This window comes from Tessaracoccus pujii (assembly GCF_054483895.1).
On record NZ_CM137012.1, the window covers coordinates 620,267 to 633,452 of the forward strand.

At 70.1% G+C, this 13,186-nt stretch carries 16 protein-coding genes; 15 read left to right on the forward strand and 1 reads right to left on the reverse strand.

The annotated features are described in order from the left end of the window. Positions 1-3: 3 nt before the first annotated feature. The 9 genes from pyrG to ACX1D0_RS02995 all read left to right on the forward strand — a co-directional run bounded on the left by pyrG (position 4) and on the right by ACX1D0_RS02995 (position 8,073). On the forward strand, positions 4-1,659 hold the full coding sequence (gene pyrG, locus ACX1D0_RS02955; RefSeq protein WP_459019414.1) for a CTP synthase: 1,656 nt from the start codon (positions 4-6) through the stop codon (positions 1,657-1,659). Further along, a complete protein-coding gene (locus ACX1D0_RS02960) occupies positions 1,646-2,266 on the forward strand; it encodes an NUDIX domain-containing protein (protein WP_459019415.1) in 621 nt (206 codons plus the stop codon). Before pyrG ends, ACX1D0_RS02960 begins: the two co-directional genes overlap by 14 nt. Continuing rightward, positions 2,263-3,177 carry a site-specific tyrosine recombinase XerD gene (gene xerD, locus ACX1D0_RS02965; RefSeq protein ID WP_459020373.1) on the forward strand — a complete coding sequence of 305 codons (915 nt, stop codon included), beginning with the start codon at positions 2,263-2,265 and terminating at the stop codon, positions 3,175-3,177. Before ACX1D0_RS02960 ends, xerD begins: the two co-directional genes overlap by 4 nt. A 448-nt stretch (positions 3,178-3,625) precedes the next feature. Next, positions 3,626-4,549: a ParA family protein gene (locus tag ACX1D0_RS02970; protein ID WP_459019416.1), complete on the forward strand. Its 924-nt coding sequence runs from the start codon at positions 3,626-3,628 to the stop codon at positions 4,547-4,549. Continuing rightward, positions 4,534-4,887 carry a hypothetical protein gene (locus ACX1D0_RS02975; protein ID WP_459019417.1) on the forward strand — a complete coding sequence of 118 codons (354 nt, stop codon included), beginning with the start codon at positions 4,534-4,536 and terminating at the stop codon, positions 4,885-4,887. Before ACX1D0_RS02970 ends, ACX1D0_RS02975 begins: the two co-directional genes overlap by 16 nt. Continuing rightward, positions 4,884-5,711, forward strand: a complete 828-nt coding sequence (locus ACX1D0_RS02980; RefSeq protein WP_459019418.1) for a segregation and condensation protein A — start codon at positions 4,884-4,886, stop codon at positions 5,709-5,711. Before ACX1D0_RS02975 ends, ACX1D0_RS02980 begins: the two co-directional genes overlap by 4 nt. Next, positions 5,708-6,301: an SMC-Scp complex subunit ScpB gene (gene scpB, locus ACX1D0_RS02985; RefSeq protein ID WP_459019419.1), complete on the forward strand. Its 594-nt coding sequence runs from the start codon at positions 5,708-5,710 to the stop codon at positions 6,299-6,301. Before ACX1D0_RS02980 ends, scpB begins: the two co-directional genes overlap by 4 nt. Then, entirely contained in the window at positions 6,294-7,031 is a 738-nt protein-coding gene (locus ACX1D0_RS02990; protein WP_459019420.1) for a pseudouridine synthase, read from the forward strand. Before scpB ends, ACX1D0_RS02990 begins: the two co-directional genes overlap by 8 nt. 31 nt (positions 7,032-7,062) lie before the next feature. Then, complete coding sequence (locus ACX1D0_RS02995; RefSeq protein WP_459019421.1) at positions 7,063-8,073, forward strand: FKBP-type peptidyl-prolyl cis-trans isomerase; 1,011 nt, start codon at positions 7,063-7,065, stop codon at positions 8,071-8,073. On the opposite strand, the gene gluQRS is transcribed toward ACX1D0_RS02995, so the two are convergent. Then, entirely contained in the window at positions 8,057-8,974 is a 918-nt protein-coding gene (gene gluQRS, locus ACX1D0_RS03000; RefSeq protein ID WP_459019422.1) for a tRNA glutamyl-Q(34) synthetase GluQRS, read from the reverse strand. The genes ACX1D0_RS02995 and gluQRS overlap by 17 nt on opposite strands. A 68-nt stretch (positions 8,975-9,042) precedes the next feature. Here gluQRS and ACX1D0_RS03005 point away from each other — a divergent pair, with 68 nt between their 5' ends. Genes ACX1D0_RS03005 through ACX1D0_RS03030 form a run of 6 tightly spaced genes read left to right on the forward strand, consistent with a single transcriptional unit; the run spans position 9,043 to position 13,175 of the window. Next, positions 9,043-9,975 carry a helix-turn-helix transcriptional regulator gene (locus ACX1D0_RS03005; protein WP_459019423.1) on the forward strand — a complete coding sequence of 311 codons (933 nt, stop codon included), beginning with the start codon at positions 9,043-9,045 and terminating at the stop codon, positions 9,973-9,975. Next, positions 9,972-10,904: a WYL domain-containing transcriptional regulator gene (locus ACX1D0_RS03010; RefSeq protein ID WP_459019424.1), complete on the forward strand. Its 933-nt coding sequence runs from the start codon at positions 9,972-9,974 to the stop codon at positions 10,902-10,904. The genes ACX1D0_RS03005 and ACX1D0_RS03010 overlap by 4 nt, the downstream gene beginning before the upstream one ends. Before the next feature lie 10 nt (positions 10,905-10,914). After that, on the forward strand, positions 10,915-11,100 hold the full coding sequence (locus tag ACX1D0_RS03015; RefSeq protein ID WP_459019425.1) for a hypothetical protein: 186 nt from the start codon (positions 10,915-10,917) through the stop codon (positions 11,098-11,100). 52 nt (positions 11,101-11,152) lie between these two features. Then, positions 11,153-11,386 carry a Sec-independent protein translocase subunit TatA/TatB gene (locus ACX1D0_RS03020; protein ID WP_459019426.1) on the forward strand — a complete coding sequence of 78 codons (234 nt, stop codon included), beginning with the start codon at positions 11,153-11,155 and terminating at the stop codon, positions 11,384-11,386. A gap of 29 nt (positions 11,387-11,415) precedes the next feature. Next, on the forward strand, positions 11,416-12,264 hold the full coding sequence (gene tatC, locus ACX1D0_RS03025; RefSeq protein WP_459019427.1) for a twin-arginine translocase subunit TatC: 849 nt from the start codon (positions 11,416-11,418) through the stop codon (positions 12,262-12,264). Then, positions 12,261-13,175 (forward strand): diacylglycerol/lipid kinase family protein, encoded by a 915-nt coding sequence (locus tag ACX1D0_RS03030; RefSeq protein ID WP_459019428.1) that lies wholly within the window; start codon positions 12,261-12,263, stop codon positions 13,173-13,175. Before tatC ends, ACX1D0_RS03030 begins: the two co-directional genes overlap by 4 nt. Positions 13,176-13,186: the final 11 nt, after the last annotated feature.

The window sequence follows — 13,186 nt, forward strand, 5'->3', positions numbered from 1 at the left end:
TCCGTGGATAACTCGAAGATCACCAAGCACGTGTTCGTCACCGGCGGGGTCGTTTCCTCGCTCGGCAAGGGACTCACGGCCTCCAGCCTCGGCAACCTGCTCATCTCCCGCGGGCTACGGGTTACGATGCAGAAACTGGACCCCTATCTCAACGTGGACCCAGGCACCATGAACCCCTTCCAGCACGGGGAGGTGTTCGTCACGGAGGACGGCGCCGAGACAGACCTCGACATCGGCCACTACGAGCGGTTCCTCGACGTGAATCTCTCCGGGGATGCCAACGTCACCACCGGCAAGGTGTACTCCACGGTGATCGCCAAGGAGCGCCGGGGCGACTACCTCGGGGACACCGTCCAGGTCATCCCGCACATCACCGGCGAGATCCGCGACCGCATGATGGCCATGGAGGCCGAAGGCGTCGACGTGGTGATCCACGAGATCGGCGGCACGGTCGGAGACATCGAGTCACTGCCGTTCCTCGAGGCGGCCCGCCAGGTGCGTCACGAGATCGGCCGGGGGAACGTGTTCTTCCTCCACGTGTCCCTGGTGCCCTACATCAAGCCGTCGGGGGAGATGAAGACCAAGCCGACGCAGCACTCCGTCGCGGCGCTGCGCCAGGTGGGCATCCAGCCGGACGCCATCGTGTGTCGTGCGGAGCGTCCCATCTCCGAGCCCCTCAAGCGCAAGATCGCGCTCATGTGCGACGTCGACGAGGAGGCTGTGGTCAGCTGCCCCGATGCCCCCAGCATCTACGCGATCCCCAGGGTGCTGCACGGCGAAGGGCTCGACGCCTACGTGGTGCGGCGACTCAACCTCAGCTTCCGCGATGTGAACTGGCGGGCGTGGGACGACCTGCTCGGCCGTGTGGAGCATCCCGTGCGGCACCTCACCGTGGCCCTCGTGGGCAAGTACATCGACCTGCCCGACGCCTACCTGTCGGTGTCCGAGGCGCTTCGCGCCGCCGGGTTCGCGCACCGGGCCAGCATCGAGCTGCGCTGGATCCGGTCCGATGACTGCGACACCCCGGAGGGCGCCGCCCACCAGCTGGCCGGCGTCGACGCGGTCTGCGTGCCGGGCGGCTTTGGCATCCGCGGGGTGGAGGGCAAGCTGGGGGCGCTCACCCACGCGCGGGAACACGGCATTCCCACGCTCGGGCTCTGCCTCGGGCTCCAGTGCATGGTCATCGAGGCCGCCCGCTCCCTCGCCGGCATCCGCGACGCCGCCTCAAGCGAGTTCGACCCCCACACCACCCACCCGGTCATCGCGACGATGGCGGAGCAGGTCAGCATCGTCGACGGCGGGGGAGACCTGGGCGGCACGATGCGGCTGGGCTCCTATCCCGCCGTCCTCGCCGAGGGCAGCCAGGTGGCCCGCGCCTACGGTCGACTGAGGGTCGACGAGCGGCACCGGCACCGCTACGAGGTCAACAACGCCTATCGCGGGCAGCTGGAGGAGGCTGGGCTGATGGTGTCGGGAACTTCGCCGGACGGACGGCTGGTGGAGTTCGTCGAGCTGCCGGTCGAGGTCCATCCGTATTACGTCGGGACTCAGGCCCACCCGGAGCTGAAGTCGCGGCCCACCCGGCCCCACCCGCTGTTCTCCGGACTGATCGCCGCAGCCCTGGCCCGACAGGAGACCGCAGCCGATGCGCACCGATGAGCAGATGAGCTGGCCGGTGCGTTCCCGCACCGTGCTGGGCGAGGGCCGGGTGTCGGCGTTCGTGGACGAGGAGGTGACCACGCCCTCAGGTGAGGTGATCGATCGGCAGTACCTCACGCATCCAGGCGCGGTGGCCGTCGTCGCCTGGCGCGAAGACACCGACGAGATCGCGGTGCTGCGCCAGTACCGCCATCCCGTGCGGATGGAGCTGGTGGAGATCCCGGCCGGCCTGCTGGACCTCGACGGCGAGGAGTGGGTGGTCGCGGCCCAACGCGAACTCGCGGAGGAGGCCGAACTGCAGGCCACCAGGTGGGACGTGCTGGTGGACATGTGCACCACACCGGGGGCCTGTGAGGAGTCGCTGAGAATCTTCCTGGCCCGCGACCTGTCGCCCGCCGAGCGCCCGGACGGTTTCGTCCTCGAGGGTGAAGAGGCGCACATGACGTGGGAGTGGGCACCACGGGCGCAGCTCGTCGACGCGGTGCTGGCAGGCGGGTGCCAGAGCCCCACGCTCGTCGCCGGCGTGCTCGCACTCGAGGTCGCCCGCCTTGACGGCCGCCTGACCGGGCTGCGCGCCCCGGACGCCCCGTGGCCGATTCGGGGCTGAGCCCGCTCGCCGAGGTTGTGTCGGACTACCTCAACCACGTCCGCGCCGAGCGCGGGCTGGCGGTGAACACGGTCGCGGCGTACCGACGTGACCTCGCCCGTTACGTCGCCTTCCTCGAGGGTCGCGGCATACGCCGGATCGACGAGGTCACGCCAGTGGAGGTCACCGAATATGTGCGGGATCTGAGCTCCACCCAGGCGCGGTCGTCCGTGGCCCGACACGTCGTCAGTATCCGCATGCTGCACCAGTTCGCGGCGGAGGAGGGTCTTGCCGCCGTCGACCCGGCCGCAGAGGTGTCGCCGCCGACACTGCAGCAGCGGCTGCCCAAGGCCCTCACGGTCGACGAGGTGACCAGGATTCTGGAGGCGCCGGACAGGGACGAGGTGGTGGGCCTGCGCGACGCGGCGCTGTTGGAGCTCCTGTACGGCACGGGCGCCCGAGTGTCCGAGATCTGCGGCCTCGACGTCGACGAGGCCTCCGCGGCCCTCGCGGCGCCCGAGGCCGCGCTGAAACTGCTGGGCAAGGGCGGCAAGCAGCGGGTGGTGCCGGTGGGTTCCTACGCGACGGCGGCGCTGGAGGCATATCTGGTCCGGTCCAGGCCCGCCCTGGCGGCGATGGCCACCCGGCACGATCCGGCGCTGCTGCTCAATCAACGGGGCAGGCGGCTCAGCCGCCAGTCCGCCTGGGCGATCCTGCGGCGGGCCGCGGAGCAGGCGGGGATCGCGGTGGAGGTGTCGCCGCACTCGCTCCGGCACTCGTTCGCAACCCACCTCCTCGACGGAGGCGCGGACCTGCGCGTGGTGCAGGAACTTCTCGGGCACGCCTCGGTGGCCACCACCCAGATCTACACCCTCGTCACCATCGAGCACCTGCGCGAGGTGCACGCCGCGGCTCACCCGCGCGCCCGGTGACGTCAAAGGCCGGACCACCTCATACGTGGTCCGGCCTCGTGGCCCAGCACACGGCAGCCAAGGCAACTTTGTCAGCGCGACACGCCGACAAAGAGGATTCCCCGATGAATTTCGGGCCAACACCTGGCAAACGGCGGAGATCGGGTGGCAGAATCGGTCCTACGCGATCCTGCAAGGGAGAGCGGAGGAAGGATCGGTTCATCTTCCACTGGCTGCGGGCTTGCCTGCGGCACCCCACCAAGGCGAGGTCGGGGAGAGGAAGCGCGGATGTCCTTCCAGGTGCGCGGAGTCGCCGCCGTGCATCACACAGGTGGCCTGACCAACTCATACTTGGTCAGGCCACCGCCTTGTCACCGGCCTTGTGCGCCAGCTTCGATGCCGCTGTCCGCCGCGGCGCGACCACGGGGCATACTAGGGTGGTTCGGACGCGAGACGAGGAGGCCGACAGGTGGCGGATGACGGGCTGTTCGAGGAACCGGTACCCGGTGCGCCCGAGGGCCCCGGCGCGGTGACCCTGCTGGGGACGGGGCCGCTCGGCCCCACCGGCCGGCCGTTGCCGGACTTTCCCGAACCCGGGCCGGTGCCTCCGGGGAGGAAGCACGCCACCATCGTGTCGATGTGCAACCAGAAGGGCGGGGTGGGCAAGACCACCACGACCATCAATCTGGGGGCCGCGCTGGCCGAGGTGGGCCGCAAGGTGCTCCTCGTGGACTTCGACCCGCAGGGCTCGCTCTCCGTGGGGCTGGGGGTCAACGCCCACACCCTCGACCTGTCCATCTACAACCTTCTCCTCACCCGCGGCATCGACGCCATGGACGTCATCACCGGCACCGGCGTCGACGGGCTGGACATCCTCCCCAGCAACATCGACCTGTCGGCGGCGGAGGTTCAGCTGGTCAGCGAGGTGGCCCGCGAACAGACACTGCTGCGCGTGCTGTCCAAGCTGAGGCCGCACTACGACTTCATCCTCATCGACTGCGCGCCCAGCCTCGGCCTGCTCACCATCAACGCGCTCACGGCCAGCGACTACGTGATCATGCCGCTGGAGTGCGAGTTCTTCGCCCTCCGCGGGATCGCGCTACTGACAGACACGATCTCCAAGGTGCAGGACCGCCTCAACCCGGACCTGCAGTTGCTCGGCATCCTCGGCACCATGTACGACGCCCGCACCCTGCACGGCCGCGAGGTCCTGGAGCGAGTGGTGCAGGCCTTCGGCGACGACGTGTTCCACACCGTCATCCGGCGCACCATCAAATTCCCGGAAACCACCGTCGCGGGCGAGCCCATCACCACGTATGCCTCCGCGTCGCCCGGTGCGGATGCCTATCGCCAGCTGGCCCGGGAGGTGCTGCTGAGATGTCAGGACCAGTAGGACGTCGCGCGACGCTGCCTGGCGCCTCCGAGCTGTTCCGCCCCACCCGGGAGCCTGTCGTCGTCGAACCGTCGCGGCAGACCTCCCCGCCGGAGCCGGCCGAGGAAGGCGCGGCCCCCGCGGCCAGCGGCAGGGTCAAGCACGACCAGAAGATCACCGTGTACTTCAGCGACGCCGAGCTCATCGCCTTGGAGGACGCCAACCTCGAGTTGCGCCGCGCCCACGGCATCCGGGTGGACCGTGGCCGGATCGTGCGGCTGGCGGTGTCCCGCGCCATCGCGGACCTGACCGCCAACGGGGCAGACAGCTTCCTCGTGAGCGATCTCACGGACCAGTGAGCCGCGCCAAGGCCTCGGAGCGCCACGACGGCGTGGCGGGGTTCGAGGTGCACCTGGCCAACTTCGAAGGTCCGTTCGACCTTCTCCTGCAGCTGATCTCGCGTCACGAACTCGACGTCACCGAGGTGTCCCTGTCCCGGGTGACGGACGAGTTCATCGCCTACGTCAAGGTGGGCGGCCAGGTCTGGGACCTGGAGAAGACCAGCGCCTTCCTCGTCGTCGCCTCGACGCTGCTGGACCTCAAGGCGGCGCGGCTCCTGCCGGGGGGTGAGGTCACAGACCACGAGGACATCGCCGCGCTCGAGGCGAGGGACCTGCTGTTCGCGCGGTTGCTGCAGTACCGGGCCTTCAAGTCGCTGGCCGCATGGCTGGCCGAGACCATGACTGCCGCCGAGACCACACACTGGCGGCCGGGCGGACTGGAGGACCAGTTCCGTGCCGTCATGCCCGAGGTGGAGCTGCCGCTCACGCCTGACGATGTCGCGCGGCTGGCGGCAGGCGCCATGGCCCCCCGGCCAGCGCCCGTGGTGGAGCTGTCACACCTGCACGGCTCCACCGTCAGCGTGACAGAGCAGGCCGCCCTCGTCGCTGACCGTCTGCGTCGCGACGGAGCGGTCTCGTTCCGCTCCCTCGTCGCCGGCTGCGACCGGCTCACCCTCGTGGTCCGCTTCCTGGCGGTGCTCGAGCTTTTCCGCGCCCAACAGGTCACACTGGACCAGATGGCGCCCCTGGGTGAGTTGACCGTCCGCTGGACCGCGGGGGATCAGCGCACGGCCGAGGTTACCGACGACTACGGACCCCAACCGGAATTGGAGCAGGAATGAGCCTGACCGGCGCCCTGGAGGCGATGCTGCTGATGGCCACCGAGCCGGTGGGCACCGACGAGTTGGCGGCGGCCCTGGGCGTGCCGTCGGCCGAAGTGGAGTCGGCGTTGGAGAGTGTCGCGCGCTTCTACGAGTCCCACGAGCGGGGAATCAGGCTGCGGGCCGTCGCCGGGGGGTGGAGGTTCGGCACGGATCCCCAGGTGTCCGAGGTGATCGAGGCCTGGCTGGTCTCTGACCAGCGCTCCCGCCTCACCCAGGCCGCCCTCGAGACGCTGTCGGTGATCGCCTACCTGCAGCCCGTCTCCCGCGGCCGGATCGCGGCGGTGCGCGGGGTCAATGTCGACGGGGTGGTCAGGACGTTGGCGGTCCGCGGGCTGATCCGCGAGGAGGGGGCGGACCCCGTCACCGGGGCCATGACGTTCGTCACCACGCCCCTGTTCCTGCAGAAACTGGGCCTGCGGTCACTGAAGGAACTGCCAGACTTGGCGCCGTTGTTGCCGGACGCCGTAGCCTTGGAGGCTGAGCTCGGTCAGCTGGCCGCCGCCGAGGCGGCCACGGTCGGGCAGGAGAAGGAGAGCAGCGATGGCTGACGAGATCGAGGGCATCCGGTTGCAGAAGGTGCTGGCAGCGGCGGGGGTGGGGTCCCGGCGCGCCAGCGAGATCCTCATCGAGGAGGGTCGGGTCGAGGTCAACGGCCAGGTGGTCACGGAACAGGGCCGGCGGGTCAACCCCGACACGGACCACATCCGCGTCGACGGCTCCCGCATCCCGCCGCCGCGGCACCACCTGTACATGGTGCTGAACAAGCCCCTCGGGGTGGTCTCGACCATGGAGGACCCGGAGGGGCGCCCCACGCTCAGCGACTACCTGCCCCGCACGAAGGAGCGCCTGTTCCACGTCGGGCGGCTCGACGTGGACACCGAGGGACTGATCGTCCTCACCAACGACGGCGACTTCGCCCATCGGCTGGCCCACCCCAGCTACAAGGTGCCCAAGACCTACACCGTGCAGGCGGCCGGGGTGATGGACAACCGGATCATCCGGCGGCTCGAAAAGGGCGTCACCCTCGAGGACGGGCCCGTGCGGCCGGACAAGGTCAAGCTGATCTCCCGCGGACAGGACCGCACCCTGCTGGCGATCACGCTGCACGAGGGCCGAAACAGGGTGGTGCGCCGCATGATGGACACCGTCGGCCACCCCGTCGACAGGCTTGCCCGCACGGAGATCGGGCCCATCCGCCTCGGCAACCTTCGCGTGGGGGACTCCCGCGAGCTGACACGCGAGGAGTTGGGCGCGCTGCTCGACCTGGTGGGGATGTGAGCGGTTTGGGCGCTTGCGTTAGCATTCCGGCGTGACTTTCTCCGCCCGCTCGCTGCGCCGCGCCGTCCTGGCCATCGGCGCCGCATCCCTGATCGCCCTGACCGCCTGCGCAGACCCGGAGGCCTCGAGTTCGCCGTCCGCGCCGGCGCCGTCCGCGTCCGCCAGCGCCTCGCCCAGCGTGAGCGCCAGCGCATCCGCGAGCGCCGCTGCGTCCGTCACCCCGTCGGCTGACCTGAGCCTCATCGAGGTCAGCGACGACGACACTCCGGTGGTCACCGTGCCGGCACCGTGGGGGATCACCTCCACCCAGTCGTCGGTGCTGCGTCCGGGCGGCGCCCAGCAGCTGACGGACACCTCGATCGTCACCCTCAACTACGTCGGCGTCAACGGCACCTCCGGGGAGATCTTCGACAGCTCCTACGAGCGCGGGGAGCCCGCCACGTTCTCACTCGACGGCGTGGTGGCCGGCTTCCAGGAAGGGCTCGTGGGCCAGGCCGTCGGGTCCCGCGTGCTGATCGCGATGCCCAGCGAGGACGGCTATCCCGAGGGCACCCAGGACGGCAGCATCGCTGCCGGCGACTCGATCGTGTTCGTGGTGGACATCCTGTCGGCCAACTTCGACGACGTGACAGGCGAGGAGGTGGCCCCCGCCGCCGGCCTGCCCGCCGTGACGATGACCGACGGCAAGCCCGAGGTCGCGGTGCCTGCCGGAGCGGCGGCCCCGACGGAGCTCGTCGTGCAGCCGCTCGTCAAGGGCCCCGGCGCCGCCATCACCGAGGCCTCCACCATCCAGGTGCGCTACCGGGCATGGACCTACGACGGCGCGCTGTGGCAGGACGCGTGGCAGCCGCAGGAGGGTCCCCTGGCCAATCTCATCGCCGGCTGGACCGAGGGGCTGGCGGGCCAGACCGGAGGCTCCCGCGTCATGCTGGTGGTGCCGCCGGCCAAGGCCTATCCGGACGGTGTGCCGCAGGCCACCCCCCCGCTGGCACCCGGGCAGACGCTTATCTACGTCATCGACGTCCTCAACGTGCAGGGCTGAGCGGCCGGAGCGCCGCGTCGCTCCACACCGCACCCTGGAAGAAGCGCTGGTCGCCTGGCATGGCCGCCAGCGCTTCTCGCGTTGTGCGGCAGGGGCCCAGCCCGAGCGACGCCGCCAACTCCGCGAACACGTCCGCCGCGTCGTGAAGCGGTAGCAGGTCCGCGAGCGAGACCGCGCCGTCGCGCTTGGCCAGCCGCTGTCCCTCCCCGTTGAGGACCAGTCCGACGTGCGCGTAGGTGGCGGGCCGCCCGCCGAGCTGCTCGGTCAGCCACGCCTGGCGGGGTGCGGAGCTCACCAGATCAGCACCCCTCGTGATGTGGGTGACCCCCGAGGCGATGTCGTCGACCACCGACGCCAGGTTGTAGGCGTACTGCCCGTCGTTGCGGACCAGCACGAAGTCGTCCACCGTCCCGGTGACCCGGCCGGCCCACCTGTCCTCGACGGTGAAGGCCGCCCCTGCGGAGTCGACGCGGAGCGCGGGTGGGCGGCCGGCGCGTCGCTCCGCTCGCTGGGCGGTGGTGAGCCTGCGGCACGTGCCGGGGTAGGAGCGGTAGCCGTCGTGCGGCGCCGACGACGCCTCGGCGATCTCCCGACGGGTGCAGAAGCACTCGTAGGTGGGCAGCCCTGACAGCGCGTCGCGGTACAGGTCGAGGCGCTCCGACTGGCGCAGCACCGGGCCGTCCCAGTCGAGCCCCAGGCGGCGCAGGTCGTCGAGCTGCCGCGCCTCGATCCCGTCGGCGGCCCGGACCCGCTCCTGGTCGAGGTCCTCGACGCGCAGCAGCCACGAGCCGCGCGCGTGCCGCGCCAGGAGCCACCCTGCCAGGGCGGTGCGCAGGTTGCCCAGGTGCAGATCTGAGGTGGGGCTGGGGGCGTAGCGGTCGACGTGGGGCACGGGCACCATGCTGCCAGCTGTGTGGCGGGTCGCGGCTGTCTGGGCCGGGGGGCCGATAGCCTGGAAGCGGAGGTGTCATGTCGGCGAGGAAGTCGGAGCGGTTGCTCAACCTGCTGATCGCGTTGCTCAGCACGCGTCGGTACCTGACCAAGCACGAGCTGCGCGAGATGGTCGAGGGCTATCGCGGCGGCTCGATCGGAGGCTTCGAGAGGCAGTTCGAGCGGGACAAGGATGAGCTTCGCGGCCTCGGCGTGCCGATCGAGACTGGCTCCAACGACCCGGACTCCGACGAGGAGAACGGGTACCGCATCCTGCGCAGCGAGTTCGAACTCCCGCCGCTGTCCTTCACCCCCGAGGAGCTCGCCGCTCTCGGGGTGGCCGGGCAGGTGTGGCAGGACTCCGTGGCGGCGGATCACACCGCGCAGGCGTTCGAGGCACTGCATGCCGGCGGCGCCGCGCCGGATCCCGCCCTGGTTCCCACCATCGCCCCGCGCGTCGAGGTGCACGATCCCAATTTCGATGTCGTCTACGAGGCCGTGCTCTCACGCACCGTGGTGGGGTTCGGCTACCGGGGGGAGTCACGGTTGTTGCAGCCGTGGAAGCTGATCCAGCGGCGCGGCCAGTGGTACGTCTTCGGGTTCGACCCGCAGCGGCAGGACGATCGCTTCTTCAAGCTCAGCCGTCTCACGGCGCCTGCCCAGCCCGTGGGCCGGCCCGGGGCGTTCGTGGTGCCGGAGGACGCCGACGAGCGGGCCGCACGCCTGGAGCCCTCGTTCGAGGCCACGGCCGTCGTCGCGCTGCGGGACGAGGCGGCGCACGCCTGGCAGTCGGTGGAGCCGGTCGACTGGCCCGGAGACATCCCCAGCGGTTTCTCCGCGCACCGCGTGCGCCTGAACAGCGAGGCGGCCATCGTCGACGAGGTGGCGGCCTCCGGGCCGGACGCCGTGCTCCTCGAACCGGAGAGGCTGCGGGACATGGTCATCCAACGGTTGAGGGCGGTGGCGTCGTGAAGTCGGAGGAGCAGTTGGGCAGGATGCTGCGGATGGTGCCCTACCTGTCCGCCCATCAGGGGGTCACCGCGACGGAGGTGGCCAGGGTCTTCGGGACCACGCCCGGCCAGGTGGTCAAGGATCTCGAGGTGCTGCAGTTCTGTGGGCTGCCGGGTGGCTACTACGACGACCTGTTCGACGTCGACATCGAGAGCGCGCGGGAGGACGGGCACATCTTCTTCCGCAACGCCGACGTGCTCGGCCGGCCCCTCAGGCTCAGGCCCGCGGAGGCGGCAGGGTTGCTTGCGGCGCTGCGGGTCGTGGTGGAGGTGGCCGCGGACTCCGCCGCGGCGCGGTCCGCTCTGGCCAAGCTCGAGGCCGCGGTCGGCGGTGAGGTCCGCGGCGTGAGCGTCGCCGTCGCCCCCTCGGACCCGGGGCATCGCGCGGCGCTGGCGGCAGCGATCGCCGGGCGCCTCGCCGTCCGGCTCACCTACCGTACGCCCGGCCGAGCTGGCACCTCGGAGGCCGTCGTCGAACCTGCACGGCTGCGCTTCGTCGACGGCTACAGCTACGTGGATGCGTGGAGCAGGCCGCGGGATGCGTGGCGCTCCTTCCGGCTGGACCGGGTTGAGGCCGTCGACGAGCTCGGGGAGCCCGCCCCTGACCGGGGTGATCCCCCGTCCTCCTGGTTCGGGGACGCGGCGGCACAGCTCACGCTCACCCTGGCGCCGTCGGCCCGGTGGGTGGCGGAGTACTACCCCACCACATCCGTGGTCGACGAGGGGGAGCGGCTCACGGTCACCTTCCCGGTGGCCTCCCTCCAGTGGGCGGTCGCGCTGCTGCTGCGGCTGGGCCCACAGGTGCTCTCGGTCTCCGACGCCACCGTGCTCGACGCCGCGCGGAGACGGGCCTCGGCGGCATTGGAGCTGTACGGCGACTCGGTCGGGTAGCATCTGCCCCGTGATCTGGGTTGCGGTGGTGGGCGGAATCGCCCTGCTGGGGCTGGCGGCTCTGGCCGCGTACGCCGTCACGCTCAAGCACAAGGCCGACGACGTGATGGCCGAGGTGGCCGTCGTCGCCGAGCGCGCCGCCGAGATGAGCGATCTCATCGGCCAGGTGCGGTTAGCCCACCACGTGCGCGACTAGACTGGTCCGTAACCCCGCAGTGGCGCGCCGCTGCAGACGAAAGGTTCTCGCTATGCCAACGCTGCTCTTCGCCCTCGGTGGGATGGAATGGGTCATCATCCTGATCGTGGCCCTGCTGTTGTTCGGCGGATCCCGGCTGGCCGGCCTGGGCAAGGGCGTCGGACGCTCAATCCGTGAGTTCAAGGAAGAGGTCAAGGTCGTGGAGCCCAAAGGCTCGACGGACGAGGTGGTCGATGCGGAGATCGTCCAGCCCGAGATCGACCGCAAGAACAACCCCGAGCACTGACCGTGGCCTCCGCGCCCACTGAACCGGCGATGAAGAAGCCGAGCCGGTTGGCGTGGCTGCGGCCCCCGCGTGGGGGCCCCGGCGGCACCATGTCGCTGACGGATCATCTGCGGGAGTTGCGCTACCGCGTCACCGTCGCCGCGCTGGCCATTGCGCTCGGAGCGGTGGCATGCATCTTCTTCTACCGTGAACTCATCGAAGTGATCATGGCGCCCTACTACAGCGCTGTCGCCGAGTTGAAGGCCACGCGGCCGGACGCCCAGACCCTCATCGTCAACGACGGGGTGGTGGCTCCGTTCACTCTGGCGGTCATCGCCTGCATGGCGGGTGGCATCGCCCTCACCAGCCCCATCTGGCTGTACCAGCTCTGGGCTTTCGTGGCCCCCGGGCTGGTGTCCAAGGAGAAGAAGTACGCCTTCGGATTCCTGGGAGCTGCCGTGCCGCTCTTCCTCGGCGGCTCGGCCCTGGGCTACTTCGTGTGGCCGAAGGGCATCAGCGTGCTGCTGAGTTTCACGCCCGAGGACATGAACATCGTCAACCTGCTGGAGATGAGCAGCTTCCTCGGGATGGAGCTCAAGGTCGTCCTGGTGTTCGGACTGTCCTTCCTGCTGCCAGTGGTCCTGGTGGGGCTCAACCTCGCGGGCGTCGTGCGGGGCTACCAGTTGAAGCGTGTCCGCAAGTTCGTGCTGTTCGGCAGCGTGGTGTTCGCGGCCATCGCCACACCGTCGACGGACCCGTTCTCGATGCTGGCTCTGGCCGTGCCGCTGTCGGTGATGTTCTTCATCGCCGAGATCATCTGCCGGGTCTGGGACGGCAGGCGCGGCATCACCGAGGAGACCGCAGCCGAGTTCGCCGTGGACCTGGAGGACGGCAAGTGAGCCACGAGCTCGCCAAGCGGCGGCTCGTGACCGTCGTGTGCAACGAGCGCTCGGGTGGAGGCCGTGCAGGGCGCGCCCTGCCGAAGGTCATCCGGCGGCTCCACGACGGGCTGCCCGGCTCGGAGCTGCACGTGGTGATGTCGACCTCCTACGAGCAGGCCCGAGACCTGACCCGCACGGCCGCGCTCGAGGCCAGACCGGGCGACGTTGTGGCAGTCATGGGCGGTGACGGCATGGCCCACCTCGGTCTCAACGCGTGCGCGGACACCGACGCCACCTTGGCCATCATTCCGGCCGGCACCGGCAACGACTTCGCCCGGGGCGCCGGCGTTCCCGGCTCGATCAAGGAGGCCACCGAGGCTCTGGTGCACGGCACCACGCGCACGATGGACCTGTCCCTGCTCACCAATTCCGCTGGTTCCCGGTACGTCGGTGCGGTCGTCTCCAGCGGCTACGACGCCCGGGTCAACCGCGCCACCAACGACATCCACCTCCGGTTCGGGCCACTCAGCTACGGCTACATCGCCCTGCGCGAGTTGGCGCACTTCTCGCCGCTCAGGTACCGGCTGGTGATCGACGGCACTCCCCGCGCGGTGGAGGCCATGCTGGTGGCCGTCTGCAACACCGGCGTGTTCGGCGGAGGCATGCAGATCTCTCCGGACGCCGACCCCGCGGACGGGCTCCTGGATGTCACCATCATCCACAAGGCGTCACGCGGGAAACTGCTGCGGCTGCTGCCCCTCACCTACACGGGCGGCTTCGTCTCCTCACCGGTGGTGGAGAGGTTCCAGGCACGCACCGTCGAGGTGGACGGGGCAGGGCTGTTCCTCATGGGCGACGGCGAGGAGATGGGCGAGGTGCCGGCCACCGTCGAGTGCCGCCCCGGGGTGCTGCGCCTCATCGTCGCCTGACCAGGGCGCAC